We start from the raw sequence: 26243 nt of genomic DNA, 5'->3' as shown, positions 1-26243 counted from the left end.
GGAGTACTTCATGACCCGTGTATGGTTCATCACCGGCGCGTCCCGCGGCCTGGGCCGGGCGTTCGCCGAGGCGGCGCTGGCCGCGGGAGAGCGGGTCGTGGCCACCGCGCGCAACGTGGAGCCGCTGGCCGACCTGTCCCGGAAATATCCCGACACTCTCGTACGGATGCCACTCGACGTGTCCGACCGGGCCGCCGTACACGAGGGCGTGGACCGGGCGGTAGCCGCGTTCGGGCGGCTCGACATCGTGGTCAACAACGCCGGCGGGCTGCTGTACGGCATGCTGGAAGAGGCCACGGAGGAGCAGATCAGGGCCCACTTCGACGTCAACCTCTTCGGCGCGATCTGGGTGGCCCAGGCCGTCGTCCCGCACCTGCGCGATCAGGGCTCAGGGCGCATCCTGCAGGTCACCTCGATGGGCTCGGGCGGCGGCGTCGCCTCGGTCGGCCTGTACGCGGCGGGCAAGTCGGCGCTCGACTCGGCCATCCAGGCCCTGGCCATGGAGGTGGAGCCGTTCGGCATCAAGGTCACCATCCTGCAGATGGGCGGCTACGACACCGGGCTGTTCACCACCGGCACCACGGCCACACAGCCGAACCCCGTCTACGACCCCCTACGCGCCAAGATGGCCGAGATGTGGGGCGACGACGCGGGCCCCGACCCGAGCACCGCCGCCCCGGTCATCATGGAGGTGGTCGACCTGCCCGACCCGCCCCTGCGGCTGATCGTCGGCGGCCACTCCTACGACCTGGTGCAGCAGATGGACCAGGAGCGCGCCGCCGAATACCGCGCCTGGGAACACCTCAGCCGCAAGGCACCGGGATAACCCAGGGGCGCTGCGGTGAGGTTCCGTTGCCGTACCCCGGCCGACCAGCGGCGACCGGCCGGTGAGCCGCCCCTGACGAGCGTGCCGCGCTCGACATCCACCCAGCGATCAGGCTGCGTATCAGGCAGGGGGTCTCGGCAACCGAGCCTTGTCTCGGGCGAGTCAGGGGCCGCACGACCGCTGGAACGCTTCGATATTGCTGGTCGTGCGGCGCACGCTGAAACCCAAAGCACACAGATTGATTGGCTTGGTGCAGGTGTGCCATTTTTCATCCGGAGTGGAGGATGTTCCTCCTGAGTAGAAAGATCATCCTCCCGCGTATCAGGAATGCTCCCGCAGCGAGACGACGCCGAGAGACTACCGCTGCTCCTCTATCAGGGCACGGCCGTGCGGGCTGAGCGCCGGCCGCCCGCCCCGGCAAGGTGTCCCGCCAGGCAGGGTGGATTCGCGGTGCCTGCCTGCTCATCCGCCGATCTTCAGGTGAGCAATCACAGGGTAGTGGTCGGATGGGAACTGGCCGCCCTGCTCGAATGGGTCGATCTCGGTCCAGAGAGTCTCAACGGCGCCACGTGACAGGATCCAGTCGATCCGGTCGCCATCTGGGACGGGGGGCTTCCAGTTGCCGAAGGTGTTGTACGCGGGGCCGCGGCGAAGCGCGGTCCGCCCCTCGTGGAGCAAGGCGGACCTGAAGCGCTGGCCATCCGTGCCAAGCGGGCGAACGAGATGCTGGAACTGTTCGTCGCAGGCTTCCTTGCCGAACGCAAGGTCAAGCAGCAGGCATCGTAGACGAACCCTGGACGGACCCCTGGGGCTTCCCCGGGCGACATGGTACGCTCCCAAGCGAGCGCTTGGTTTACACGCTGAGGGGTCACCGCATGAAGTTCTCGACCTTCCACCTCTTCCACCGCTTCGACGGCCAGAGCTTCAAGGACGTCTACGACTATCACCTGGAGCTCATCGAGCTGGCCGAGGAGCTGGGGTTCGACGGGGTACGGCTGGCCGAGCACCACTTCCGCGACTACGGCGTCGTCCCCAACCTGTTCACCATGCTCGCCCACGCCGCCGCCCGCACCTCGGGCATCCGGCTCGGCACGGGGATCGTGGTGCTGCCCCTGCACAACCCGATCCACGTGGCCGAGGAGGCCGCGCAGGTGGACGTGCTCTCCGGGGGCAGGCTGGACCTGGGGATCGGCCGGGGGTACCAGAGCTTCGAGTTCGAGGGGTTCGGGATCGACCTGGCTGAGGCCCGCGACCGGTTCAACGAGGCGCTGGAGGTGATCATCGGGCTCTGGACGCAGGAGGCGTACCAGCATGAGGGGAAGTTCTACAAGACCGGTTCCGAGGTGAGCCTGACGCCCAGGCCGCTGCAGTCGCCGCATCCGCCGCTGCACGTGGCGGCCGTGTCGCCCGAGACCGTGACCATGTACGCCGAGCGCGGGCTGCCCATCCTGGCCGATCCGGCGGCGCCGTTCAGCAAGGTGATCAAGGCGGCGGAGACGTGGCGGGAAACGGCCGCGCAGGCCGGGCACCCCGAGGGGGCGGAGCTGGTGGTGGCGCGGACCGTGTACGTGGCGCCGACACTGGAGCAGGCGCGCGAGGACCAGGCGCGGTTCGAGGCATCGTTCGACCGCTCGCGCATCTTCAACGAGCGCAGCGCCCCCATCGACCCCAAGACCGGGCAGGCCGCGCAGGGCTTCGAGTACTACCAGAACCGCTACCTCAAAGGCGGCACGTTGTCGGCCGACTTCCGGTGGGAGCAGCTGGAGGTGATCGGGGACCCGGCGCGGGCGATCGAGCAGATCTCACTGCTCAGGGACGCCGGCTTCACGAACCTGCTGTGCGACTTCGGCAGCACCCGCCCGATGCCGCTGGAGGACATGAAGCAGGTCATGCGCCTGTTCGCCACCGAAGTCATGCCCGCCTTCCGCTGATTCCTGGAGGCCGCGATGATCCACAGCCTGTCCCTGTCAGACGTCCTCGCCGACCACGCCCGCAGCCGTCCCCAGGGCACGGCGGTGGTGGACGGGGACGTACGGCGCACCTACCCGGAGCTGGACACGCGGGTGACCAGGCTGGCCGACGCCCTGGCGGGGCGGGGCGTGACGGCCGGGGAGAGGGTGGTGTGGCTCGGCCAGAACTCCCATGCCGTGCTGGAGCTGCTGCTGGCCTGCTCCCGCCTGGGCGCGATCCTCTGCCCGGCCAACTGGCGGCAGTCGGAGGACGAGCTGCGGTTCGTCCTGTCCGACCTGACCCCCAAGGTCGTCGTCTGGGAGCCCTCGGACGCCACCGCGGCCGTGTCAGAGAGCACGTGGGTGCGGGCCGGGGACGAGTACGAGGAGCTGGTGGCGGGCGGCTCGCTGCGGGACTTCCCGCAGGTGGCGGACACCGAGCCGGTCCTGGCCCTCTACACGGCCGCTTTCGGGGGACGGCCCAGCGCCGCCCTGCTCAGCAGCGCCGCGCTGGTCGCCCACAGCGCCTCGCTGCTCGTCTTACGCCAGATGGAGCCCGGCTTCACGTTCCTCAACAACGGGCCGCTCTTCCACGTCGGCACCATGATGTTCTGCCTGGCCACGCTGCAGATCGGCGGCACGAACGTGTTCACGCCCGCCTTCGACGCCGAGGAGGTCTGCCGGCTGATCGACGCCGAGCGGGTGACGCAGGCGTTCCTGTTCGGGCAGATGATCGACGCGGTGGCGGCCGCGAACGCGGGCGGCAAGTACGATCTGTCGTCGCTTGGGTTCGTCTCGCACTCGGCCGAGTGGGACGACATGATCACGGTCGACGACTCTCCCTGGTGCCGGTCCAAGATGGGCGGGTACGGGCAGACCGAGGTGGGCGGCATGCTCACGTTCCTCGGGCTGGCCGAGGGCGGCGCCGGGTTCGCGGGCCGCCCCTCTCCGCTGGTCCAGGTACGCATCCTGGGCCCGGACGGCGTCGAACTCCCGCCTGGTGAGGTAGGCGAGATCTGCGCCCGCGGCAAGACCCTCTTTTCCGGATATTTCGCCCGACCTGACTTAAATGCGGCCAAGGCGGCGTACGGCTGGCACCACACCGGCGACCTCGGCCGCCGCGAACCCGACGGCACCATCACCTTCATCGGCCCCAAGCTTCGGATGATCAAGTCGGGCGCCGAGAATATCTACCCCGCCGAGGTGGAACGCGCGCTCAAGTCCCACCCCGCCGTGGCCGACGCCGCGGTGATCGGCGTGCCCGACCCCGCCTGGCACCAGGCCGTCAAGGCCGTGGTGGCACTCAAGCCGGACACCACCGCCACGCAGGACGAGCTGGTCGAGCACGTCAAGACGCGGCTGGCGTCGTACAAGAAGCCCAGGGAGGTGGCGTTCGTGGACACGATCCCCAAGCGCGGCTTCGTCCCCGACTACGACGCCCTGGACGCGACGCACGGCGGCGGCAACTACCCGGGAACATGACGGGCGGCCGCCGCGTGCGGGTTCAGCGCAGGCGCTCCAGGGTGCGGTCCTGGCAGCCGGTGGGCGCGTTCACCGGGTTGCAGCGGGCAGTGGCGCCGCCGGGCAGCTCGGCCACGTAGTCGCTGCCGTTCCTGGCGGACAGGCCGACCACGGGGAAGTCCGTGCTGACCATCTGCGCGCCGCTGTCCAGTGCCGCCTTCAGCCGGCTCGTGTCGCCCGACCTGGCCTCGGTGAACGGCACGTCGGAGCGGGTGCGCACGTAGTAGCCCTTCCGTACGAGGTCCTGGATCTGCGCGGTGTTCGTGCCCTGCGGCTCGTTCCAGCCGACGAATGCGGCGTCCGCGCGGCCGGGGCGGGAGTTGGTGAACAGCACCCGCCCCTCCAGGCTGGGGTGGCCGGCGAGGTAGGGCGTCTGGATGGCCTCGGCCTGGTTGTCCATGAAGAACATGACCTTGCCCCGCGAGGACGACAGCTCCGGCCAGCCGTGCTGGAGCACGGACTGCTCGAGGGTGAGCCCCGGCCTGCGAACGTCGTCGGGCGTGATGAGCCGGTCGTCAGGGAAGATCGAGCGGATCTCGGCGTCCAGGGCGTCCATCAGCGCCGCGTCCCACGCCGGGCTCTTGGCCCCGCCCATCGCCTCCTTGGCCGGGTCGGTGCTCTTGAACTCGGTGAGGATCGTCAGCGGCACGTGCCCGGGGTGGGCGTCGGACCATTCGCGCACCTGGCGCAGGCAGGTGACCAGGGCCGAGCAGTTGGTGCCGTAGTCGTGGTCGGCCCAGTGCAGCACCTTGAACCCGGGCTTGGCGAGCGCGGGGTCGTTGAGCGGCGGCAGCCCGGCGTCCCGCCTGACCAGCGGGTTGGCGTACAGGCCACCCTTGGGGTCGGGGAAGACGTCCAGCTCGATGCCGCGCACGTGCTGGGCGGTGAACTGGTTCGGCAGGGCGGTGTGCGAGTACTGCAGGTTCCACCAGTTGGCGTCGGTCTTGCGCTGCACGTCCTTCTCGGCGTCGGTCAGCTCGCGGTGGTAGCTGTTGTGGGTGGCCATGGTCTGGATCTGGTTGATCCGCAACGTGCCGCGTCCCGCCGTGGTGGCGTCGGCGGCTGGTACGGCCGCGAGAGCGGTCAGGGCGGTGGCGGCGATGCCGATGAGGGCGAGGCGGCGCACTGGGTCTCCTAGCACGGGGGTTTTACCGGGACAGACCCTTGAGCTCGGGGGTTAACGGCTGATCACGAAATATCCAAATGTGCCGGAAAATATGCGGAACCGTCCGGATCAGAGGATGGCCAGAGGAGTGACCGGGCTGCCGGTCCCCCCCTCGATCCTGAGCGGCGCCACCACGAACACGAACTCCGTACGGCCCGCGGCCCCCAGCTCCTCCAGCCAGAGCATCTCGACGAGGTGCACGCCGTGCCGGTGGAGCAGGATGAGGTGCAGGTCGTCGGCGAGGCCCTCGTCGGCGAGCCCCCGGGCGTTGAGCCCGCCGATGGCGGCGTTGTCCGAGGCCACCACCGACACGTCATGCGCGGCGAGCCAGCGGCCCGCGTCCGCGGACAGCCCCGGCTGACCCGCCCAGTACTCCTCGCGCGAGCGCTGCCACACCAGGGGCCATCCGGTACGGATCACCGCGGCGTCCCCCGGCCGCGGCGTGGCGATCTCCGCCAGCAGCTCCGCCGGGATCCTGAGATCGGCGGGCAGGTGGTCGAGGCCGAGGTGGGCTGCCACGTCGAACAGGACACCCCTGGCGACCACGCCGCCCACCTGCTCGATTCCGCACCTGGTCGCGCCGTAGGAGCGGACCCTGGCCGCCGGGTGGCCGTTGTAGAGCTCGTCGCCCGACCACATGTGGCACAGCGCGTCCATGTGGGTGGTGGTGCCGTGGTGGCTGACGACCAGCGCGTCGTCGGCCACGTACAGACCCTCCCCGATCGGGCGGGTGCCGGCCGCGTAGTCGCCGCCGTCCACGGACATGAAGTGCTGCGGCAGCGGGCGGCCGGGCAGGTGCGGGACCGTCGTGGGGGCGGGCGAGGAGGTGGCGCCCCTGATCGGCATGGCCAGGCTGAGCACCTCGCCCGTGGTGGCGCTGCGCAGGGCGTCGAGTACCACGGCAGGGGTGAGGAGGTTGAGGGTGCCGCGCTGATCGTCTGGGCCGAAACGCCCCCAGTTGTTAGGCTCGTGAACCAAGTAAGCGCTCCCTTTCTCATGCGGAGGTCTGATGCACTGTGATCCGCGGTTCTCCCGCGTGCGCGAGGTGTTCGAAGGGCATCTCGCCGACGGTGCGGAGCTGGGCGCCGCCTTCGCCGTCTACCTGGACGGCGAGCTGGTCGTGGATCTGTGGGGCGGTGTGGCCGACCGGCACACGGGACGGCCGTGGGAGGGCGACACGCCCGCCTTTGCGTACTCCTGCACCAAGGCGATCACCGCCACCGTGCTGCTGCAGCTCGCCGAGCGGGGGCTGGTGGACGTCTCCGGGGCGGTCGCGGACGTGTGGCCGGAGTTCGCGGCCCGGGGCAAGGGAGCGATCACCGTCGAGCACCTGCTCACTCACCAGTCCGGGTTGCCGGTGGTGGAGGAGCCGGTGCCGGTGGAGGAGTTCGGGGATCCGGCAGCCATCGCGGCCCGGCTCGCCGGTCAGGCGCCCCTGTGGGAGCCGGGGTCGGCACACGGCTACCACGCGTTGTCGTACGGGTTCCTGGTGGGGGAGGTGATCAGGCGCGTCACCGGCAAGCCGGTGGGCGAGCTGGTCGCCGCGGAGATCGCCGAGCCGCTGGCGCTGGAGCTCTGGGTGGGGGCGCCGGACACGGTGATCGCCCGCACGGCGCGCCTCAAAGCCGGCGAACGCCCCCGTACGGCGGCCACCGAGACCACCGGCGGGGTTCCGGATGTGCTGGCCGAGATGGCGACGGCGGCGCTCGACCCGCAGAGCCTCATGAACCGTGCGCTCGGCAACCCCGGCATGCACCTCCTCAAGGGCGGCGCGAACCACCCCGTCATCCTGCGGGCGGGCTGGCCCGCGGCCGGGGTCGTGACCACGGCCAGAGGGCTGGCCGGGTTCTACCGTTCGCTGATCGCGGGCGAACTTCTGCGCCCCGAGACGCTGCGGGACGCCGTACGCCCCCGCGTGCACGGCCCCGACCGTGTCCTGCTCCTGGACACCTCGTTCGGTCTCGGCTACATGCGGCCGTCCATGACGTTCCTGATGCCGTCCGAGACCGCGTTCGGCCACTCCGGCCTGGGCGGCTCGCTCGGCGTGGGCGATCCGGAGCGCGGCCTGGCCGTCGGCTACGTCATGAACAAGATGGCCAACGCCGTCTCCGGCAACCTGCGCGGCCTCCGCCTGGTGCAGGCCGTCTACGACTCGCTCTGATCGCATGATCGCTCAGTGCATGGTCACGCCGCCGCTGACCGACAGCGTCTGCCCGGTGATGTAGGCCGCGCGATCCGTGCACAGATAGGCGACCAGGCCCGCCACGTCGGCGGGGGTCCCGAGGCGGCGCAGCGGGATGCCTCGCGCGATCTTGTCCACCAGCCCCGGCTCGGCCGCGGACACCCGCTGGAGCATCGGTGTGTCCGTGGGGCCGGGGCAGACCACGTTCGAGGTGACCCGCGCCTTGGCCGCCTCCCTGGCGAGCGTCTTGGCCAGGCCGAACAGCCCCGCCTTGGTCGCCGCGTACGCCCCCTCGCCGCCCGATCCCGCCCTGGCGCCGTCGGAGGAGACGAACACCAGCCGCCCCCAGCCCCTGGCCATCATGCCGGGCAGGAGCAGCTTGGTGAGCAGCATCGGCCCGCGCAGGTTGACCTGCCACATGAGATCCCAGCCCGCGGGGTTGCTCTCGGTGAACGGCTCCACGATCGACACCCCGGCGTTGTGCACCAGGATGTCCACCGGCCCCACTGCTTTGGAGAACTCCTCGACGGACGCGGGCGAGGCCAGGTCCACGACCGCCGCCCGCCCGCCGGGCAGACCCGAGGCCACCGGTGCCGCGTCCCGGACGTCGGCGACCACGACCTCCACCCCCAGCGCGGACAGGTCCGCGGCGATGGCGGCGCCGATCGCGCCCGCTCCCCCGGTCACCACCGCCACGCGCCCGTCCAGGCGCAGCCCGTCGATCATTTCCAGCTCTCGACGAGGTCCGCGGTGGTGGCGCGGGTGGCGAGGAGGCTGATCGTGTGTTTCAGTACGGCCCGCGCGTAGTCCTCGGGGATGCCCGCCACCGCGTCCGTGACGACCGTCACCCGGTATCCCAGGTTGACCGCCTCCAGCGCCAGGCCCGGGATGCCCAGGTTGAGCGACACGCCCGTCGCGACCACGGCGGACACGCCCAGGGAGCGCAGCGTCATGTCGAGCGAGGTGCCGGTGAACGGGGAGAAGCCGTGGTGGCGGCGGCTCTCCAGGTCGCCGCCGTCTCGCAGTTCGGGGATGACCTCTGCTGCGGCCGTGCCCTCCAGCATGTGGTCCGGGTCCTTGAGCAGGGAGACGATGAACGGGCAGTTGTCCGTGTGGGAGCCGGACCGGTCGGGGCGGAAGGCGGCCGTGCAGTGGATCACCGGGATCCCGGCCGATCTGGCTGCCTGGAGGAGGCGGGCGGTGTTGGCCACGACGTCGTGCCGAGCACAGGCATCCACCAGGTCCGGAAATTTCGTGAGATCGCCGACGACGCCCCTCTGCATCTCCATCACCAGCACGGCCACGCGCTCCACGGGCGACCTCCGTCGATTTAGCCGAGCGCTTGCTTGGGGACGACTCAGCATACCACCCGCAACACAGCGTCATTTCGCATTAACACCCGGCGAAATATCTTCAGTCGTGACAACCGCAACCCCAGGTGAGACCGTCAAATCGAAGACGGCTGCTTATGGGGGTTGGACTTGGTCCCTGGTTACCGTGAAGTACGCCAGCTCGGCGCCGGCCGCACCGGCCGGGTGTTCCTCGCCACATACCAGGAGACCGGCGCCTACGTGGCGATCAAGTATCTGAACGCCACACTGCGCAGGGACACCGAGTTCATGGACCGCTTCCGGTCGGACACCCACGAACTGGTCGAGATCGACGACCCGAACGTGGTCCGGCTCTACGAGTACGTCGAGACCTCCACCAGGGCGGCCGTCGTCATGGAGCTGGTGGACGGCGTGTCACTGCGTACGCTGCTGACCGAGCACCGCGGGATCAGCCCGGAAGCGGCCCTCGCCGTGCTGAAGAGCACGCTGCTGGCCCTGGCCGCCGCGCACGAGCGGGGCGTGCCGCATCGAGACGTCAAGCCGGAGAACATCCTGGTCCAGGCGGACGGCACCAGCAAGCTGGCCGACTTCGGCGTCGTCGTGCACGCGGAGGAGCCGGGCGTGCCCGCGGGCAGCCCCGAGTACATGTCGCCCGAGCTGTGGACCCAGGGGCAGGCCGGGCCGCCGGCGGACCTGTACGCGGCGGCGTGCGTGCTCTTCGAGGCCGTCAGGGGGCGACCTCCCTATCGGGCGGTCAAGGAGGGCGAGGAGGGGGAGCTGGACGTTCCCGCCGTGCGGGACCAGCACCTGGTGGAGCCGGTGCCACTGGAGGTGACCCCCGACACCCTGCGCGACCTGCTCAAACGCGGGATGGCCAAGGATCCCTCCGCCAGGTACGCCTCGGCCAGGCAGTTCGCGGCCGAGCTGGAGGAGGACGCGGTCGCCGGGTACGGGCCGGAGTGGGAGAAGCGGGGGCGGCGGCATCTGGGCGAGCTGGCCACGCTGCTGGCGCTCCGGTTCCCGCTGGCCAGGACCGAGCGGGCTGCCGGGATCACCCTGAAGGACCGGGTGCTGCGGATGCCCCGGCTGCCCCCGCACTTATGGGTGGCGGGGGCGACGGTGGTCGCGGTGGCGATCTCGCTCATGGTGTCGGGCGGGCGGCTGCCGCCCGGGCCCGGCACGATCCTGATGCCACCGCCCAAGACGACGCCGAGCGAACCGGGGCCGACGCCCGTCGACGCGGCCACGCCCACCCGGACCCGGACGTCTGCCGCTCCCCGCCGCACCTCCCCCACCCCTACCCGTGCGCCGAGCAGCTCCCCGCCGCCGCCACCTCCTCCCACGATCCGGCAGGGCGGGACCTCCCTGCCGCGTCCCGCCTCCGTCCAGGCGGCCAGCATCGTGGGATGGAGCGGGACGTCGGGGGCGATCAAGGTCTCCGCGGACGGCACCGGGCCCGTGCGGCTGCGGATCTCGTACACGCGGCGGGACGGGGAGGGCGGGGCGGCGAGCACGGTACGGCAGGAGAGCCGCACCTTACGGGGCAGCACCGTCTACACCAGCAGCGTGGCGCACGCTCCTGGGAGCGTTTCCTGCGGTGAGAGGGCGTACTTCGGGATCGTCGTCATGACGGAGCCTGCCGCGGCGAACGGGCCGCAGGTGAGCGAGGTCGCGGTGGACGGCCCCGCCTGCCCCACACCCTCCCGTTCCGCCACGCCGACGCCCACCCAGGAACGCAGCACCTCGACCCTCACCACCCCCACGCCGTCAGGCACCCCGGCGGCCACTGCCGAGGAGCGGCTCGCCCGCTCATCGGACCCGCCCACCGCGGAGCCCTCCGCCCCGCCTTCCGACGAGCCGCTGGTCCAGCCCTTCTCGACTCCCCTGGAGGAGCCGTCACCTTAGACGCGCCGCACTTCGGCCGGCGCCCTGTGGGGATCAAGGGCGCCGGACGGGATCCGGGCCGGCGCCGCCCTCCGACCCGCCCCCTTCCCTCCACCAGAGGACATCAGCCGAAGTGCGGCGGGCGCCTGGCCCGGCGGCGGGAAGGGGGACAGACGGGGCCTTGTGAGGCAACCAAGCGTGCGCTAGCTTGGCAAGCGATGAGCGGTGACACCTCTGCGTACTGGGCCGCCTGCGCGCGCGGCGAGCTGGTCGTCCAGCGCTGTACGTCGTGCGGCCGCCGCGTCCACCTCCCCGAGGCCGACTGTCCCTGGTGCGGTGCAGGCGAGCTCGTGTTCGAGCCGGTCAAGGGCGAGGGCGTCGTGCACACGTTCACGGTCGTGCACCGCTCGTTCGCTCCCGCCTACCGGGGCCGGGAGCCGTACGTGATGGCCTGGGTGGACCTGCCCGAGGGCGTGCGGGCGTTCGGGCATGTGGTGGGGTGCGCCCCGGACGACGTACGCATCGGCATGCCGGTACGCGTGACGTTCATCGACGAACTCCCTCGTTGGAGGCCCATGTGAAGCTCGGCAACGTGCTGATCCCCGTCGCCGACCTGGACGAGGCGATCGCCTTCTACGGCCTGCCGGTGAAGTTCAGGGACGGTGACAGGTTCGCGGCGCTGGACGGCGGCGGGGTCACCGTGGCGCTGGCCGGGCCCGCCGAGCACGTCACAGCCTCGATCGCGCCGTCGTACAAGGTGGACGACCTGGACAAGGCCGTGCGGGGGATGACCGCGCGCGGCGGCAAGGTGGTGCGGGAGCCCGAGAAGGGGCCGCATGAGACGCGGGCCGTGCTGCGCGATCCCTCAGGAAACGTCTTCGTGCTCTATCAGCCCCTCTGACTGGAGGCATCCCCCATGGCGCGATCACCCTACGGCAACTACGGCCACGCGATCCTGACCGCCGGAGCGCTGCGCACGCCCGACCGGGTCGCGCTCACGTACTGCGGCGAGCAGAGCTTCACCTACGACGAGCTCAACAGGAACGTCAACCGCCGCGCCAACGCCCTCCTCGCGAAGGGGATCGCGCCGGGCCGGCGGGTGGCGGCGCTGCTCAACGAGACGTTACGGGTGGCCGAGGTCTACCTGGCGCAGGCCAAGATCGGGGCGGTGACGGCGGCGCTGAACCCGTACTGGCCGGTTGAGACGCTGCGTGACGTGGTGGCGGCCTCGGGGTGCACGGCGTTCGTGTACGACGCGACGGTCGAGGGCGTGGTCGAGCAGATCAGAGGGTCGCTCCCGGCCGTGACCACGTGGATCGACGTGCGCGAGCTCGAAGGCGAGTCCGACGAGGAGCCGCCGATCAGCGGCTGGTACGACGACCCGCTGGCGCTCTACTACACCTCGGGCACGACGGGACTGCCGAAGGCGATCGTGCACACGCACGCGTCGTCCCTGGCCACGGCGCAGATCTGGCTGGATGTGCCGCGCGGGCCGGACTCGGTGTTCGGGACGGGCGCGATCATCTGGGGCATCGGTTTCCCGGCCATCGTCGGGCCCGCCCTGTACGCCGGGATGCGCCTGGTGCTGGAGCAGGACTGGGGTCCGGCGAATTTCCTGCGCGTGGTCCCCCGCGAACGGGTCACGCACCTGTCGCAGATCCCCTCGTTCTACGCCGCGCTGCTCGCCTCGCCCGACCACGAGGGCGTGGACCTGTCGTCCATCCAGGTGATCATGCTGGGCGGCGAGCCGCTGACCAGGACCATGCTGGACCGGATCAAGGCCAGGCTCCCGCAGGCGGGCGTGTACTCGTACTACGGCCAGACCGAGGCCCCGTACACGTGCATGGGCCGCGTGGACGACGGCTCGATCCCGCTCGGCTCCTCGGGGCGCGCCCGTACGGGGAACGCGGTGCGGATCACCGGCCCGAACGGCAGCCGGGTGGTCGGCGAGGTCGGCGAGATCAACCTCGCCGGGCCGCACCGGATGACCGGCTACGACGGCCTGCCGGAGCGGACGGCGGAGGTGCTGCGCGGCGAGTGGTACGTCGGCGGCGACCTCGGGACCCTCTCCCCGGACGGCGTGCTGCAGGTGCTGGGCAGGCGGGAGGACTCGATACTCAAGGGCGGCGTCTGGACCCAGCCGGTCGTGATCGAGGAGGCGGCCTCGGCGCTGGACGGGGTGGCCGAGGCCGGCGCGGTCGGCGTACCGGAAGGGGCCTCCGAGCAGCGCGTGCTGCTGGCGGTCGTGCCGCGCGCCGGGCACACGCTCGAGGCGTCCAAGCTGGCGCTGGCCCTGGCCGACACGCTGCCCGAGCACCAGCGGCCGGACCACATCGTGGTGGCCGAGGAGCTGCCGCACTCGCAGGACGCCTCCGGCGGACCCGGCAAACTGCTGCGCGGGAAGATCCGCGAGCTGCTCGGGTGAGCGCGTACGAGCACGAGGTCAAGGCGCTGCTCAGCGAGGCCGGGGTGCCGGTGCCGCGCGGGGTGGTGGTGCGCGACCTCGACTTCTCCCGGGCCGAGGAGCTGGCCGAGCCGCTGGTGCTGAAGGCGTTCGGACCGGGGCTGGTGCACAAGTCGGACGTCGGGGCCGTCGCGCTCGGGCTCTCCAGGGACGAGCTCGAGGCGGCGGCGGCCGGCATGCGGGCCAGGCTGCAGGTCGCGGGGTTCCTGGTCGAGGAGCAGGCCGACGCCGGGGTGGAGCTCATCGTGGGCCTGGTGCGAGACCCGGGCTTCGGGCCGGTGCTGCTGGCCGGGCTGGGCGGGGTGTGGACGGAGGCGCTGCGTGACACGGCGCTGCGGCTCTGCCCGATCTCGGAGGAGGACGCGCGGCGCATGCTGGCGTCACTGCGCGGGTCATCCGTCCTGTACGGGCACCGCGGCGGCCCGCCGGTGGACGTCGACGCGGTGGTCAAGCTGCTCATGACGGTCGGCGGTCCTGGCGGACTCTGGGAGCGGCTGGAACTGGGCGAGTTCGAGCTGAATCCGGTCATCGCGAGCCCTTCGAGGGTGATCGCGGTAGACGCCCGCTACCTGCCCTCCTCGGGACCTGTGTCCGGGGTGCCTGGTGCTGAAGCGGATTTCCTGCCGCTCTTCGAGCCCAGGGCGGTGGCCGTCGTCGGGGCCTCCACGACCAGGCCGAACTTCGGGAACATGTTCCTCGCCTTCTACCAGGCCGCGGGCGTCCCACTGGTGGCCGTGCACCCGTCGGCGACCGAGGTGGCGGGGGTGCGGGCCGTGCCGTCCCTCGCCGAGGCGGACGTGGACTACGCCCTTGTGGCCGTGCCCGCCGAGCGATGTGCCGAGGTGGTGCGGCAGGCGTACGGGGTGCCGTTCGTGCAGGTGATGAGCGGCGGGTTCGGCGAGGCGGGACGGCCTGAGCTGGAGGAGGAGCTGGTCGAGGCGGCGCGGGCGGCGGGGACACGGCTGCTCGGGCCCAACTGCATGGGCGTGTACTGCCCCCGGGGGCGGCAGACGTTCGTGGGGGGCGGGGTCGGGCCTGCCGGGTCGGTGGCGCTGATCTCGCAGAGCGGCGGGCTCGCGGGCGAGGTGATCAAGGTCGGGGAGCGGCGCGGGCTGGCGTTCAGCCGGGTCGCCACCGTCGGCAACTCGGCCGACGTGACCCCCGCCGAGCTGCTCCGCTGGCTCGCCCGCGACCCGGAGACGCGCGCCGTCGGGCTGTACCTCGAGGATCCGCGTGACGGGCGCGAACTGTACGAGGCGCTGCGTTCCACGGAGGTGCCGGCGGTGCTGCTGGTCGGCGGGCGTAGCGGGCAGGGGCAGGAGGCGGCCGCCTCGCACACCGGTGGCATGGTGAGCGACCGGCGGGTCTGGGAGGCGGTGGCCGAGCAGGCCGGGGTGGTGCTGGTGTCCAGCCAGGACGACCTCATCGGAGTGCTGGCGTACTTCCAGGCGCACGGCTCACGCGCCGCCGGCTCCGATGGGGTGCTGGTGGTGGGGCCGAGCGGGGGCGCGAGCGTGCTGGCGGCGGACGCGTTCGACCTGGCCGGGGTGCGGCTCGATCCGCTGCCCGGCGACGCGCTGGACGCGCTGCGCGGGCTCGGCGTGGCGGCCACGGGCAATCCGCTCGAGGTGCCGGTGGGGCCTTTGGGGCGGACCGCTCTCGTGCCTGACGTGATCGCGGCTCTGCTGCGGCACCGGGCGTACCGTGACGTGGTCCTGCACGTCAATGTCCAGGCGTTCTTCACGTACGGGGACACGGCCGAGCCCTTGTACGCGTACGCGCGGGCCGTGGCGGGGGCGCAGGACGCGCTGCCCGGCACCAGGATCACCCTCGTCACCAGGAACGGCGAGTGCGCGCCCGCGGGTGTCGAGGACGAAGTGAGGCGGATCGCGGCGGCGGCGGGGATCCCCGTCTACCGCTCCATGGAGGCGGCCGCGGTGGCCGTCGCGGCAGGAGGTCGTTATGAGGTTGCTTGACGGCAAGGTCGCGTTGATCACCGGGGGGGCTCGCGGGATGGGGGCGGCGCACGTGCGGCTGTTCCTTGAGGAAGGGGCACGCGTGGTCTTCGGTGACGTGCTGGACGAGGAGGGCAAGGCGCTGGCCGAGGAGACGGGGGCCGCGTACGTTCATCACGATGTGACCAGCGTCGAGGACTGGTCGCGGGCGGTGGCGACGGCCACGAAGCTGCACGGCCGACTGGATGTACTGGTCAACAACGCCGGGATCCTGAAATTCCGGCGCATCGCCGACATGTCGCCCGACGACTTCGATCGCGTGATTTCCGTCAATCTCAAGGGCACCTGGCTGGGGATCAAGTCGGTGATCAGCCCCATGAAGGCGGCCGGCCGCGGCGCCATCGTGAACATCTCCTCGATCGAGGGCTACGTCGGGGCCGAGGGGTTGTCGGCGTACTCCGCCTCCAAGTTCGGCGTGCGCGGCCTCACCAAGTCGGCGGCCCGCGAACTGGCCCGCTTCAAGATCCGGGTCAACTCGGTGCACCCTGGCGCGATCAACACCTCCATGGCGATGGATCCGGACCTGATGAACGAGGTCGACGCCGACGCGTTCGTGAAGTCCATGGTCATCAAGCGCTTCGCCAAGCCGGTGGAGGTGTCGCACGTCGTGGCGTTCCTGGCGTCGGACCGGGCCAGCTACTGCACGGGCAGCGAGTTCACGGTCGACGGCGGCTTGCTGACCGGCGCCGGCTACTGACCCCGCCGAAGGCGTGCCACAGCACGCCGGCTCGCCCTCACGGGGGGAACCGATCCCTGGTACGGCACGACCGCGTCGAGTCGCCGAAGCATCGCGGGCTCGGCTGCCCTCCCGGCACCGGGACGCCGCGCTGGTTGCCCCTGGGACACGACCCGGCGCGGCCGGCACGGCGCCGCCGCACATAGCACGGGCACGCATGACGCGGCTCGGCGTACGGCACGACGCGACGCAGCATGGACACGGCGCGGGGCGATGCACGGCGCTCGGGTTCAAGACGCCCCGCGCCAGCATCCCGCGGGGCACGGCCCTCCCGGATGGGGCGGCACCGCCTATGCGCGGGCTTGCGGGCATAGGGGGTGCCACCTGGGCACACGTAGATCTTTTTGGATTAAACCACCGCAGCTTGGACATTTCTGGCAACATCTTTGACCAGCGGTTTCCTAGCCTAGGAAGGCTTGAACCTCTCTTGGGTCGTGCTTGACCTGCCTTGACGGCAAGGTAGCCTCGCTCATCACGGAAGACGACAAGCCTCCGGTTTTGTCACACAAGTCCCGGGTTACCCTTTTTACCCGGATTTATGTTGACAAACCCGGTCTTGCCCGGAAGGTTCCCCCATACTTCCATGACGCCAGAGATGCAGAAGTTCATCGACCTGCTCGAGAGCCAGCTCGGCTACTCCGAGAAGGGCGGGTCGTACACCAAGTTCGGCGACTGGTACGGCAAGCACGTCGAGTTCGACGCCGACTACAGCTCCGCCCCGTGGTGCGACATGTACCTCTCGTGGGCCGCGCACAAGCTCGGGTACGAGGACTGGATCGGGCAGTTCGCATGGACGGTCTCCCACGCGAAGTGGTTCAAGGAGCAGGGGGCGTGGGGCCACAAGCCCAAGCCCGGGGCGATCGTCTTCTACGACTGGAGCGGGACGAACCGCATCGACAACATCGACCACGTCGGCATCGTGACGAGGGTCGAAGGCGACATGATCTTCACCATCGAGGGGAACATCGACGGGGGCATCGCCAAGCGCAAGGAACGCGACACGAGCAAGGTCGTCGGGTACGGCTACCCCGAGCGCATCAAGGCCCGCCTGGACGATGAGGTGGCCCAGCAGGCGCGGGAGGCCAAGAAGAAGGCCGAGGAGCAGGCCGCGCTTCCGCCCGGGCCCGGCACCGACGTTGGCACGCTCCAGCTTCCCGGGCACGAGTCGCTCACCTCCCTGATCCCTCAGAGCGAGATCGAGGAGCCCGCCCACGCCCCGGTCGCCGGGAGCTCTCCGGCGAAGAAGTCCCCCCAGACCGCCGCCACCCCCGCCCCCAAGGCCACCACCGCCACCGCCACGGACGGCAAGGCCGCCGAGACCCCGCAGCAGACCAAGAAGGCCAAACACGCCAAGCCGACCACGGCCGACACCACGGCGGCGACCGCCGAACCCCTCCCCACGCACGCCGACGCCTCGTCCACCGGCCCGCTGCCGGTCATCTCCTCCCCGACGCTCGTCGGCTCGGCTCTGGTGGCCGCGCTGGCGCTGCTCGCCGTGGCCAAGACCCGCCGCCTCCGCACGGTCCCGGCCGCCGCGGGGAGCACGACACCCCGCTCCAACGCCAACCGCCGCCGTCGCCGCCGCGAGCCCACGACCACGCCGGTACGGGCGAGCCTGCGCCTGGACAGCACCCAGGACACGCCCCAGCGCACCGCTGCCCTGGACACCGTCCAGCTCGCCACCGCCGTCCAGCTCACCGCCGCCCACGACGCCCGGCCACTCACGGCCGCCAGCGCCATCGGCCGTACCTCCGCCTACGACGGCCGCCCGGCCACGGACTCAGACCGCATCGGGCACACTGCCGCCCACGACGCCCGGACTGTCACGGACTCGGATGCCTTCGAGCGCATCGCGACGCCCGGCGCGCGAGACGTTGACGCCTCGGAGGCCTTCCGCCGTGCCGCCGCCACCCGCAGTGCCAGGCACCGGAGGCGCCCGCTCGACACCCGCCCGTTCGACCTCGCCGAGACCGCCACGTTCGCGCCCGCTTTCGGCACGGACCGGCGTGCCTCCGGAAGCGAGTCCTTCGAGGCCCGCTTCGGCGCACGGCGGTCCGAGGCGGGCGCCGCGACGGGGCCGGTCGAGATCGTGCTGGACACCGGGCCGCTGGAGCGCTTCGTCGACACCGGGCCGTTCGAGCGCATCGTCATCCCGGGAGCGAGCAGCGCGTTCGACGCCTTCGCCCCGGCCAGAAGCATGGGCGGCGACGTACTCGACACCTCCGACATCGGCGCCACCTACCGGGGACGCCGGCGCAGCCGCGAGCGCCCCGTCGACGAGTCGGCGGCCTTCACAGCCGACCTCCCCCTGCGCGGCCGCCGCCACCGCAGGCCGGCGCCCGGCCCTCAAGGGGTCCACGTCGGCGGCGCTCAGGACCATCCGCCGGCCGGCCGCCGCCACGCCACCCCGACCGCCGCCTTCCCGCCACCGCCCCGGCACGACGACGACCGCGAGCTGGTCGGCGCGAGCACGAGCGCCACACCCCAGCCGGGCAGGAGCGCAGCAGCCCAGCCGGGCGGCAGGAGCAGCGCCTCCGGCCACGCGGCCAGGAGCGCTCCGGGCCAGCCCAGAAGGCGGGGACGGCACCGCGCGTGACCGACCTCGGCGCCCCACAGAACCCGTAGTCGACAACGAAGGCGACCAGCCAGGTCACAGTCCGCAATCGACAGCGAAGGCGACCGGCCGGGTCACAACCCGTAGTCGGTGGCAGAGGCGGCCGGCCGGGTCACAACCCGTGGTCGGCGGCGAAAACGGCCAGCCGGGACACCGCGTCCCGGCTGCGCGTCCAAGGACGTACGATCAGGCGTTCCACACCCAGCGCCGCCCAGGCCGGCACCTCGTCGGGCGAGGCCAGCGAGTACGCGTGCGCGGTCACCGCCACCCCCGCCCCCAGCCGGTCGAGCTGCGGCTTGATCGACTCGAGAGTGTGCGGCATGCTGATCCACCCGTCGCACAGCCGGGCGGCCCGGCGCAGCGCGGCGGGCGACTCCCCGCCCGCGAGCACCGGCAACCGCCCCTGCACCGGCTTGGGCTCGAAGGCGACCTCGGGAAAGGAGTAGAACCTCCCGGAATGGGCGACCACGGGCTCGCTCCAGAGCCGCCTGACCACCTCGATCGCCTCGTCCAGCCGCGCTCCCCGGGTGCTGAACTCGACTCCGGCCGCCTCCCACTCCCCCCGGTACCAACCCGCGCCGACCCCGCAGATAGCCCGTCCCGACGAGACCACGTCGAGGGTGGCGAACGCGCGGGCCGACACGAAGGGGTGGCGCAGGGCGAGGAGCTGCACCGCCGTACCGAGCTTGACGCGGGAGGTGAGGGCGGCGAGCCAGCAGAGGTACGCGGGCGCGTCGAACAGCGGCGTCGTGGGCTTGATCCCCGGCTCAGACGTGCCCGGATAGGCGGCCGACGACAGGTCGGTGGCGAAGACGAGGTGTTCGGGCAGCCACACCGACTCGAACCCCAGCTCGTCCGCCGCCACCGCCACGTCCTTCCACGCGGCCGGATGCAGCAGCCCGAGCGGCACGCCGAACTTCACGGATACCTCCGCAGGTCATCGGCCATCACGGCGGCGCGCAGGCGTTCGCGGTGGACGGCCGTGGTGCCGTACGCGGCCGACAGCGACCAGGCCCGCGCGAGCCAGAACCGCAGATCCAGCTCCTCCGTGTACCCGATCGCCCCGTGCACCTGCAACGCCACCCGAGCCGCCAGGACGGCGGCCTCGCCCGCGGCGGCCTTGGCCGCGCTCACGTCACGGTCAACGGCGGGGACGGCCCGGTCCACCGACAGGGCCGCCCGGTGTACCAGCGGCGCGGCGAAGTCGACCGCGATGGCCACGTCCGCGAGCTGGTGCTTGACGGCCTGGAACGACCCGATGGCCGCGCCGAACTGCTTGCGCACCCGCGCGTAGGCGACGGTGACCGCGAGCAACTCCCTGGCGACCCCGATGAGCTGCGCGGAGGTCGCCACCGTAGCCCGCCGCAGCGCCGGCGCGGCCGAGCCGCCCAGTTCCTCAGAGGCGTCGAAGGAAACCTCGAACAACCGCCTGCACGGATCCACCCCAGGGCGGGGCGCGAGGCGTACGGACTCCCCGGCGACCAGGCGCAGGCCGCCGGCCCGCGCCACCACCAGCAGGTCGGCCAGGTCGGCGTCCGCCGCGTACGCCTGCCCCGGCGGCACCACGCTGACGCACACCTCGCCCGAGGCCAGCTTCGGGTTGTCCGGCAGCAGGTACGGCGCCGCCACGGCCGTCTCCACGACCGGCCCCGGCAGGCACGCGCGCCCGGTCTCCTCCAGCGCGGGCAGGACGTCGGCCAGCCCGAGCCCCAGCCCGCCGGCCTCGGGAGGCACCAGCAGCCCGAAGAACCCGAGCGTGGCCAGCTGCTCCCACGCCGGGCGCCGCTCGGAGCGGAGCGCGGCCGGGGGGCAGTGCGCCCGCAGCACGTCCCGCACGGTCGCGGCCAGCGCGAGCTGCTCGTCGGTGAAGCCGAAGTTCATCGCGGCAGCCCCAGGACTCGTTCGGCGACGATGTTGCGCTGGATCTCGTTCGTGCCCGCGTAAATGGGCCCGGCCAGCGAGAACAGGAACCCGTCCAGCCAGGACGTCTCCCCGGCCCGCTCCCCCAGCAGCTCCATGGCCAGGGCGTGCATGCGAAGGTCCAGCTCGGACCAGAACACCTTCCCCATGCTGGCCGCGGACCCGATCTCCTCCCCCGCCATGACGCGCCGCGCCGTCCCGAAGGTGTGCAGCCGGTACGCCTCCGCCTCCACCCAGCACCTGGCCGCCCGATCGACCAGCGCGGGATCTCCTGAGGAGCGGGCCAGCGCGACGAGCCGGTCGGCGGTGGCCAGGAAGCGGCCGGGGCTGCGCAGGGTGAGGCCGCGTTCGGAGGAGGTGGTGGCCATCGCGACCCGCCATCCTTCGCCGGGCTCGCCGAGCACCATCGACTCGTCGGCGAACACCCCGTCGAAGTGCAGCTCCGCGAAGCCGGGCAGACCGTCGAGCTGCGCGATCGGCCGCACGGCGACGTCCGCGAGCGGGAACAGGAAGTACGTCAGCCCCCGGTGCCGCGTGCCGGAGGTTCGGAACAGGCCGAAGCCGTGCGTGGCGTAGGCGGCTCGCGAGCTCCACGTCTTGTGCCCGTACAGCCGCCAGCCGCCGGGCACGGGCTCGGCACGGGCGGTCAGCGCGGCCAGGTCGCTGCCCGCCTCCGGCTCCGACCAGGCCTGCGCCCACACGTCGTCGCCCCTGGCCATCCTGGGCAGCCACCGTTCGCGCTGATCGGGTGTGCCGAAGCGCATCAGGGACGGCCCCAGCAGGAAGATCCCGTTCTGGGTCACCCGGGCGGGGGCTGCGGCGGCCCAGTACTCCTCCTCGAAGATCAGCCACTCCATCAGGGAGGCGCCGCGCCCGCCGTACTCCTCGGGCCAGGAGACGACGGACAGCCGTGCGTCCGTCAGCAGCGCCTCCCAGGAGCGGTGCGCCGCGAAGCCCTCGGGGGTGTCCATGGACGGGAGCGACTTCGGCACGTGCGCGCTCAGCCAGTCGCGAACCTCGGCGCGGAAGCCCTGCTCGGCCGGGGAGAAGTCGAGATCCACATAAACCAACCTAGCGCACGCTTGGTCCATCGAACAGCGGTATTCAGACATAGTGTGTTGGACATGCTGGGACTGCTGCTGCGGCTCTCCACGCTCGACGCGGACGCGGAGAGCGCGGTGCGCGTCATCGCCTACTTCGACTCGCTGGTTCGCGACCACGTGAGCGTGCCCGTGCTGCTCGCGGCCACGGCGCGACTGGCGCAGTGCCCGGTCGGGCTGCACGACGCGGTCACCGGCCGCCGCACCCGCACGTCACCCGGCGGCGCCGTGGACACGCCCGCTGACGCCCCATCCCCGGTCAGGGAGCTGAGCGACGGGCTCGGGGCGGTCTGGATGGAGCGCGAGGGGCCGCCGCACGGGCTCGACGAGATCGTCCTCGAGCGGTACGCGGCGGCGGCCGAGGTCACCCTCGAACGCGCGGCCGCACTGGCGCGTTCAGGGCAGGACCCCGCGCTGGTGGAGCTGGTGCTGTCGGCCGAGACCGGCGAGGCCGAACGCGCCCGCGCCCTGCGGCTGCTCGGCTTCGCCCCTTCCACGCCGCTCCAGGCCCTCGCCATCGCGCTGCCCGATCGGGGGCTGGCCTCGGGCCTGCGCGCGATGGGCCACCAGGTACGCGCCGCGACGATCGGTGACACGGAGGCGGTCCTGGTGGCGACCACCCTGCCCAGCGAGCTACCCGAGGGGTCGCGGGTGGGCATCGGGCCCGAGCTGCCCGGGGAGCGGGCGGCCGAGTCGTGGGCCGGCGCGCGGACCGCACTCCGCTTCACCGGCCCGCACGATCGCGTGATGCGCTGGTCGGACCTGGGCGCGCTGGCGCTGTTCGCCGGCCTCCCTGAGCCGGCTGTCGCGGGGCTGGCCGACGTCCAGGCGATGGAGCGGCTCGGCGACGAAGCCATGACGGCGGTGCGGGCGCTCTGTCTGGCCGGCTCGGTACGCGGCGCGGCCACCGCCGTGCACCTGCACCACAGCTCGATGGCCGCGCGTATCGCCCGGGCCGAGTCCGCGCTGGGCTTCTCGCTCGCCGACCCTGCCGGACGCCTCCGCGCCCACCTGGCCCTCGCCCTGGTACGGCTCCGCTCGAACCTCAGAGCCGGTACGCGCGCTTGAGCGCGGCCAGCCGGCCCGCCCGCGCCCGCTTGCTGAGCTCGGTGTCCGGGACCATCCCGTCGAACCCGTGGAAGGCCCCCGGATAGAGGTGGAACTCGGTGGACACCCCAGCCTGCGACAGCCGCAGCGCGTAGTCGATGTCCTCGTCCCTGAACACCTCCAGCTCGCCGACGTCGATGAACGCCGGCGGCAACCCGGCCAGGTCCGTGGCCCTCGCGGGGGCGGCGTACGGGGGCACGTCGTCGGTGCCGATGCGGTCGCCCAGCAGGGCGGTCCAGCCAAAGAGGTTCGCGGTCCGGTCCCACACCACGGCCTCGGTGAACTCGTGGCTGGACGGGGTGATGTTGCGGTCGTCCAGCATCGGGCAGACGAGCAGCTGGAACGCGACGTCGGGGCCGCCCCTGTCGCGGGCCAGCAGCACGGTGGCCGCGGCCAGCCCGCCGCCCGCGCTCGCGCCGCCGACCGCGATCCTGTCCGGGTCGATGCCCAGCTCGCCCGCCGACTTGGCGGTCCACACCAGCCCCGCGTAGCAGTCCTCGACGGGCGCGGGATGCGGGTTCTCCGGTGCCAGCCGGTAGTCGACGGAGACCACCACGCACCCGAGCGCCTCGACGTAGCCGATCAACATCGCCTCGTCGATCTCGGGCGTGCCGATGATCATCCCACCGCCGTGGATCCAGTAGAGCCCCGGGCACCCCTCACCGTCCTGTGCCGGGCGGTAGATCCGTACCCGCACGTCGGGGGCGCCCTCGGGGCCCGGCACATGGCGGTCCTCGATCACCACGTCCGTGTCAGCGAGCGGCGCGGCGGCGAGGAAGGCGTTGACCTGCGCCCGGTGCCCGGGCAGCTCCTCGGGCGACAGATTCGCCATGTCGAACGTCGGGAGGGGCGTCCGTTCGAGCGCGGCGCGGATCTCCGGATCGAGGTTGGGGTGGAAAGCCATGAGATCTCCCATCTATGGAGGCTACCCCTCGATGCTCGAAGCCCAGGCCACGACACACAACCGCCAACCGGCGGCGATTGCGCTCCTCAGACCCGCCGTTCGGCGAGGACCTCGAGTACGTGCTCCGCGAGGGGCGCTGCGCTGGCCGGGTTCTGGCCGGTGGCCAGGCGGCCGTCCACCACGACCTGGGGTTGCCAGTTCGCGCCCGGCTCGTGCTGGGCGCCCCGCTCCACCAGCTTGTCCGCCAGCAGGAACGGCACCACGTCGGCCACGCCGCGCAGCTTCTCCTCCTCGTTGGTGAACGCCGCCACCCGCTTGCCCGCCACCAGATAGGAGCCGTCGGACAGGGTCAGGTTCACCAGCGCGGACGGACCGTGGCAGACCGCCGCCACCACACCGCCCCGCTCGTACACCTCGCGCCCTACCCGGATGACGTCGGGATCGTCGGGGAAGTCCCACATGGTGCCGTGGCCTCCGGCGTAGAGCACGGCGTCGTAGCGGGAGGGGTCGGCGTCGGCCAGGCGGCCGGTGCCCTGCTGTTCGACGGCGGCGACGAAGGCCACCTGGGCCTCGTCATCCGGGTCGAACCCGTCCTGGGGCGGCTGCCCGCCCCGCATGCTGGCGACGTCCACCTCGTATCCGGCCTTGCGGAAGATCTCCCAAGGGTGGGCGGCCTCCGGCACGTAGTAGCCGGTCGGCTCGACGCCGCCGAGGTCGTCGTGGCTGGTCAGAACTATCAGGATGCGCTTGCTCATGCCTCACAGCATCGCCCCGCAGAGCCATCAGCACAAATAACAGAATATCGTCTGAGGCATCAGAATAGTGATATGTCGCCTCTCTCGCTCGACCTGCTGCGGACGTTCCTCGCGGTGCACAGGACCGGCTCCATCACGGCCGCCGCGCAGACGCTCGGCCTGTCGCAACCGGCCGTGACCGCGCAGATCAGGACGCTGGAGTCGGTGCTGGACCGGCCGCTGTTCGACCGGCTGGCGCGCGGGGTCGCGCCCACGCCCGCCGCCGACGAGCTGGCCCGCCGGGTGGCGCCCTCGCTCGACGCGCTGGACGAGGTGGTGGAGTCGGAGCTGCCCTCGGACGCGGCCGTGCACCTGGGCGGGCCCGCCGAGTTCCTGTGCGAGGAGGTGATGCCGATGCTCGCGCCGCTGGTGCGCTCCGGCCTGCGGCTGCGGACCACGCTCGGGCTGTCGGACGACCTCCTGGCCGACCTCGCGGCCGGGCGGCTGGACCTGGTGCTCTCCACGATCCGCCCCCGGGTGCGCGGCGTGCAGGCGGACCCGGTCTACGACGAGGAGTTCCTGCTGGTCGCCGCCCCCTCCCTGGCGCTTCCCGGCACCGGGCCGAGGGAGCTGGCGGGGGTGCCGCTGGTGGCCTACGCCGAGGACCTGCCCATCGTGCGCCGCTACTGGCGGACCGTGTTCGGCCGCCGGCCCGCGATGGCGGCCCAGGTCGTCATCCCCGACCTGCGCGGTGTGCTCAGCGCTGTCAGAGCCGGGATGGGCGTCTCCGTCCTGCCCGCCTACCTGTGCCGCCGCGACCTGACGGCGGGCACGCTGGTGACGCTGGCCGAGCCCGACGAGGCGCCGATCAACACCGGCTACCTGGCCGTCCGCTCGGGCGCGCTGGCGAGGCCCGCGGTGGCCAGGGTACGGGCGCACCTCATCGAGGCGTTCCGCACCGCTCCCACGTACTAGGCCGGCCCTTTACCAGGCCGACCACGAGGCGAGCAGCCGCAGCGACTCCTCGTCGGTGCCGCCCGGCTCGGGATGGAACAGGCTGAGCCGCTGCCCCGATCCACCCGGCAGCTCGAACGTCTCATAACGCAGCACCAGCTCACCCACCACCGGATGCGTGAACCGTTTGACCCCGTTGGCGCGCTCCTTGACGACGCAACCGGCCCAGAGGGTGCGGAAGCGCGGGCTGTGTACCGACAGCTCGCCGATCAGGGCGGTCAGCGCCGGGTCGTCGGTGTGGCGGCCGGTGGCGAGGCGGAGCTGGCCGACCGTGGCCCTGAGCACCTCCTCGCGGTCGGCATAGACACCGGGCTCGGAGAGGAAGTTGTACCTGGCCAGGTTGGCGCCGGGGCGGCAGAGGCCGGGGAAGAGCGCGTCGGCCAGCCGGTTCCAGGCGAGCAGGTCGAGCCGATGATCGGTGAGGAGGGCCGGGATGTCCGTCATCCGGTCCATGAGCTCCACCACCTCCCGCCGCACCCCGCCGGACGGCCGGGACCTGCGGGGCCGCGGCGCGGCCAGGTCGAACAGGTGCGTCCGCTCGGCCTCGCTCAGGTCCAGCGCCCTGGCCAGCGACTCGATCACGGACGCGGACGGCTGCGCGGTCCGCCCCTGCTCGAGGCGTACGAGGTATTCGACGCTGATGCCCGCCAGCTCGGCCAGCTCCTCGCGGCGCAGCCCGCGCACCCGCCTGCGCGGCCCGCTCGCCAGCCCCACGTCCTCGGGCGTGACCTCGTTCCTGCGGGCCTGGAGAAACGCCCCGAGTTCCCGGTTCATGTG

23 protein-coding genes and 1 pseudogene are annotated in these 26243 nt (G+C 71.8%); 14 read left to right on the top strand and 10 right to left on the bottom strand.

Annotated features, from left to right (window positions below; translation table 11 throughout):
• Positions 1–10: 10 nt before the first annotated feature.
• The 3 genes from ACQPWU_RS12325 to ACQPWU_RS12315 all read left to right on the top strand — a co-directional run bounded on the left by ACQPWU_RS12325 (position 11) and on the right by ACQPWU_RS12315 (position 4257).
• Positions 11–826 carry an SDR family NAD(P)-dependent oxidoreductase gene (locus ACQPWU_RS12325; RefSeq protein ID WP_433439334.1) on the top strand — a complete coding sequence of 272 codons (816 nt, stop codon included), beginning with the start codon at positions 11–13 and terminating at the stop codon, positions 824–826.
• Between the two features lie 875 nt (positions 827–1701).
• Positions 1702–2757, top strand: a complete 1056-nt coding sequence (locus ACQPWU_RS12320; protein ID WP_433439331.1) for an LLM class flavin-dependent oxidoreductase — start codon at positions 1702–1704, stop codon at positions 2755–2757.
• A gap of 15 nt (positions 2758–2772) precedes the next feature.
• Positions 2773–4257 (top strand): AMP-binding protein, encoded by a 1485-nt coding sequence (locus ACQPWU_RS12315; protein WP_433439329.1) that lies wholly within the window; start codon positions 2773–2775, stop codon positions 4255–4257.
• A gap of 22 nt (positions 4258–4279) precedes the next feature.
• On the opposite strand, the gene ACQPWU_RS12310 is transcribed toward ACQPWU_RS12315, so the two are convergent.
• Complete coding sequence (locus tag ACQPWU_RS12310) at positions 4280–5422, bottom strand: phosphatidylinositol-specific phospholipase C1-like protein (RefSeq protein ID WP_433439326.1); 1143 nt, start codon at positions 5420–5422, stop codon at positions 4280–4282.
• A gap of 108 nt (positions 5423–5530) precedes the next feature.
• Complete coding sequence (locus tag ACQPWU_RS12305; protein WP_433439323.1) at positions 5531–6439, bottom strand: cyclase family protein; 909 nt, start codon at positions 6437–6439, stop codon at positions 5531–5533.
• Between the two features lie 31 nt (positions 6440–6470).
• Between ACQPWU_RS12305 and ACQPWU_RS12300 the strand changes: the two genes are divergently transcribed.
• Positions 6471–7622, top strand: coding sequence for a serine hydrolase domain-containing protein (locus ACQPWU_RS12300; protein WP_433439321.1), 1152 nt, complete (start codon positions 6471–6473; stop codon positions 7620–7622).
• Positions 7623–7634: 12 nt separating this feature from the next.
• On the opposite strand, the gene ACQPWU_RS12295 is transcribed toward ACQPWU_RS12300, so the two are convergent.
• The gene (locus tag ACQPWU_RS12295) at positions 7635–8369 is read right to left on the bottom strand and encodes an SDR family NAD(P)-dependent oxidoreductase (protein ID WP_433439318.1); all 735 of its coding nucleotides are present in this window, start codon (positions 8367–8369) and stop codon (positions 7635–7637) included.
• Complete coding sequence (locus ACQPWU_RS12290; RefSeq protein ID WP_433439316.1) at positions 8366–8956, bottom strand: isochorismatase family cysteine hydrolase; 591 nt, start codon at positions 8954–8956, stop codon at positions 8366–8368. The genes ACQPWU_RS12295 and ACQPWU_RS12290 overlap by 4 nt, the downstream gene beginning before the upstream one ends.
• A 168-nt stretch (positions 8957–9124) precedes the next feature.
• Between ACQPWU_RS12290 and ACQPWU_RS12285 the strand changes: the two genes are divergently transcribed.
• From ACQPWU_RS12285 to ACQPWU_RS12255, 7 genes are all read left to right on the top strand, one after another.
• On the top strand, positions 9125–10879 hold the full coding sequence (locus tag ACQPWU_RS12285) for a protein kinase domain-containing protein (protein ID WP_433439313.1): 1755 nt from the start codon (positions 9125–9127) through the stop codon (positions 10877–10879).
• Between the two features lie 197 nt (positions 10880–11076).
• Positions 11077–11439 carry a Zn-ribbon domain-containing OB-fold protein gene (locus tag ACQPWU_RS12280; protein WP_433439310.1) on the top strand — a complete coding sequence of 121 codons (363 nt, stop codon included), beginning with the start codon at positions 11077–11079 and terminating at the stop codon, positions 11437–11439.
• On the top strand, positions 11436–11759 hold the full coding sequence (locus tag ACQPWU_RS12275) for a VOC family protein (RefSeq protein WP_433439306.1): 324 nt from the start codon (positions 11436–11438) through the stop codon (positions 11757–11759). The genes ACQPWU_RS12280 and ACQPWU_RS12275 overlap by 4 nt, the downstream gene beginning before the upstream one ends.
• A gap of 15 nt (positions 11760–11774) precedes the next feature.
• Positions 11775–13283 (top strand): class I adenylate-forming enzyme family protein, encoded by a 1509-nt coding sequence (locus tag ACQPWU_RS12270; protein WP_433439304.1) that lies wholly within the window; start codon positions 11775–11777, stop codon positions 13281–13283.
• Complete coding sequence (locus tag ACQPWU_RS12265) at positions 13280–15298, top strand: acetate--CoA ligase family protein (RefSeq protein ID WP_433439302.1); 2019 nt, start codon at positions 13280–13282, stop codon at positions 15296–15298. Before ACQPWU_RS12270 ends, ACQPWU_RS12265 begins: the two co-directional genes overlap by 4 nt.
• Entirely contained in the window at positions 15285–16034 is a 750-nt protein-coding gene (locus tag ACQPWU_RS12260) for a glucose 1-dehydrogenase (protein WP_433439299.1), read from the top strand. The genes ACQPWU_RS12265 and ACQPWU_RS12260 overlap by 14 nt, the downstream gene beginning before the upstream one ends.
• A 622-nt stretch (positions 16035–16656) precedes the next feature.
• Positions 16657–18669 (top strand): CHAP domain-containing protein, encoded by a 2013-nt coding sequence (locus tag ACQPWU_RS12255; RefSeq protein WP_433439296.1) that lies wholly within the window; start codon positions 16657–16659, stop codon positions 18667–18669.
• 130 nt (positions 18670–18799) lie between these two features.
• Here ACQPWU_RS12255 and ACQPWU_RS12250 read toward each other — a convergent pair whose 3' ends face one another.
• From ACQPWU_RS12250 to ACQPWU_RS12240, 3 genes are read right to left on the bottom strand one after another with little or no spacing between them, the layout of a single operon-like run.
• Positions 18800–19609 (bottom strand): TIGR03619 family F420-dependent LLM class oxidoreductase, encoded by an 810-nt coding sequence (locus ACQPWU_RS12250; RefSeq protein ID WP_433439294.1) that lies wholly within the window; start codon positions 19607–19609, stop codon positions 18800–18802.
• Positions 19606–20568 carry an acyl-CoA dehydrogenase family protein gene (locus ACQPWU_RS12245; protein WP_433439292.1) on the bottom strand — a complete coding sequence of 321 codons (963 nt, stop codon included), beginning with the start codon at positions 20566–20568 and terminating at the stop codon, positions 19606–19608. Before ACQPWU_RS12245 ends, ACQPWU_RS12250 begins: the two co-directional genes overlap by 4 nt.
• Positions 20565–21668, bottom strand: coding sequence for an acyl-CoA dehydrogenase family protein (locus ACQPWU_RS12240; protein ID WP_433439290.1), 1104 nt, complete (start codon positions 21666–21668; stop codon positions 20565–20567). The genes ACQPWU_RS12245 and ACQPWU_RS12240 overlap by 4 nt, the downstream gene beginning before the upstream one ends.
• A gap of 63 nt (positions 21669–21731) precedes the next feature.
• Between ACQPWU_RS12240 and ACQPWU_RS12235 the strand changes: the two genes are divergently transcribed.
• Positions 21732–22775 carry a helix-turn-helix domain-containing protein gene (locus ACQPWU_RS12235; RefSeq protein ID WP_433439287.1) on the top strand — a complete coding sequence of 348 codons (1044 nt, stop codon included), beginning with the start codon at positions 21732–21734 and terminating at the stop codon, positions 22773–22775.
• Here the strand turns inward: ACQPWU_RS12235 and ACQPWU_RS12230 are convergent.
• The gene (locus ACQPWU_RS12230) at positions 22753–23730 is read right to left on the bottom strand and encodes an alpha/beta hydrolase (protein WP_433439284.1); all 978 of its coding nucleotides are present in this window, start codon (positions 23728–23730) and stop codon (positions 22753–22755) included. The two genes, ACQPWU_RS12235 and ACQPWU_RS12230, sit on opposite strands and share 23 nt — an antisense overlap.
• A 74-nt stretch (positions 23731–23804) precedes the next feature.
• The gene (locus ACQPWU_RS12225) at positions 23805–24473 is read right to left on the bottom strand and encodes a type 1 glutamine amidotransferase domain-containing protein (RefSeq protein ID WP_433439281.1); all 669 of its coding nucleotides are present in this window, start codon (positions 24471–24473) and stop codon (positions 23805–23807) included.
• Positions 24474–24545: 72 nt separating this feature from the next.
• Here ACQPWU_RS12225 and ACQPWU_RS12220 point away from each other — a divergent pair.
• Positions 24546–24677: pseudogene (locus tag ACQPWU_RS12220) on the top strand (helix-turn-helix domain-containing protein); the annotation flags it as partial.
• 183 nt (positions 24678–24860) lie between these two features.
• Positions 24861–25427 carry a substrate-binding domain-containing protein gene (locus ACQPWU_RS12215; protein WP_433445193.1) on the top strand — a complete coding sequence of 189 codons (567 nt, stop codon included), beginning with the start codon at positions 24861–24863 and terminating at the stop codon, positions 25425–25427.
• A gap of 9 nt (positions 25428–25436) precedes the next feature.
• Here ACQPWU_RS12215 and ACQPWU_RS12210 read toward each other — a convergent pair whose 3' ends face one another.
• Positions 25437–26240 (bottom strand): helix-turn-helix domain-containing protein, encoded by an 804-nt coding sequence (locus ACQPWU_RS12210; RefSeq protein ID WP_433439278.1) that lies wholly within the window; start codon positions 26238–26240, stop codon positions 25437–25439.
• Positions 26241–26243 lie beyond the last annotated feature (3 nt).

Origin of the sequence: Nonomuraea sp. CA-141351, assembly GCF_050944675.1 — a bacterium.
Taxonomy (GTDB): Bacteria; Actinomycetota; Actinomycetes; order Streptosporangiales; family Streptosporangiaceae; genus Nonomuraea.
This window is presented reverse-complemented; position numbering and strand designations above follow the sequence as displayed.

Bases quoted from the DNA above. Each gene is read 5' to 3' on its own strand.
- ACQPWU_RS12325 (WP_433439334.1), top strand. From the start codon at position 11: ATGACCCGTGTATGGTTCATCACCGGCGCGTCCCGCGGCCTGGGCCGG.
- ACQPWU_RS12320 (WP_433439331.1), top strand. From the start codon at position 1,702: ATGAAGTTCTCGACCTTCCACCTCTTCCACCGCTTCGACGGCCAGAGC.
- ACQPWU_RS12315 (WP_433439329.1), top strand. From the start codon at position 2,773: ATGATCCACAGCCTGTCCCTGTCAGACGTCCTCGCCGACCACGCCCGC.
- ACQPWU_RS12300 (WP_433439321.1), top strand. From the start codon at position 6,471: ATGCACTGTGATCCGCGGTTCTCCCGCGTGCGCGAGGTGTTCGAAGGG.
- ACQPWU_RS12295 (WP_433439318.1), bottom strand. From the start codon at position 8,369: ATGATCGACGGGCTGCGCCTGGACGGGCGCGTGGCGGTGGTGACCGGG.
- ACQPWU_RS12280 (WP_433439310.1), top strand. From the start codon at position 11,077: ATGAGCGGTGACACCTCTGCGTACTGGGCCGCCTGCGCGCGCGGCGAG.
- ACQPWU_RS12270 (WP_433439304.1), top strand. From the start codon at position 11,775: ATGGCGCGATCACCCTACGGCAACTACGGCCACGCGATCCTGACCGCC.
- ACQPWU_RS12260 (WP_433439299.1), top strand. From the start codon at position 15,285: ATGAGGTTGCTTGACGGCAAGGTCGCGTTGATCACCGGGGGGGCTCGC.
- ACQPWU_RS12255 (WP_433439296.1), top strand. From the start codon at position 16,657: ATGACGCCAGAGATGCAGAAGTTCATCGACCTGCTCGAGAGCCAGCTC.
- ACQPWU_RS12245 (WP_433439292.1), bottom strand. From the start codon at position 20,568: ATGAACTTCGGCTTCACCGACGAGCAGCTCGCGCTGGCCGCGACCGTG.
- ACQPWU_RS12235 (WP_433439287.1), top strand. From the start codon at position 21,732: ATGCTGGGACTGCTGCTGCGGCTCTCCACGCTCGACGCGGACGCGGAG.
- ACQPWU_RS12230 (WP_433439284.1), bottom strand. From the start codon at position 23,730: ATGGGAGATCTCATGGCTTTCCACCCCAACCTCGATCCGGAGATCCGC.
- ACQPWU_RS12225 (WP_433439281.1), bottom strand. From the start codon at position 24,473: ATGAGCAAGCGCATCCTGATAGTTCTGACCAGCCACGACGACCTCGGC.
- ACQPWU_RS12215 (WP_433445193.1), top strand. From the start codon at position 24,861: ATGCCGATGCTCGCGCCGCTGGTGCGCTCCGGCCTGCGGCTGCGGACC.
- ACQPWU_RS12210 (WP_433439278.1), bottom strand. From the start codon at position 26,240: ATGAACCGGGAACTCGGGGCGTTTCTCCAGGCCCGCAGGAACGAGGTC.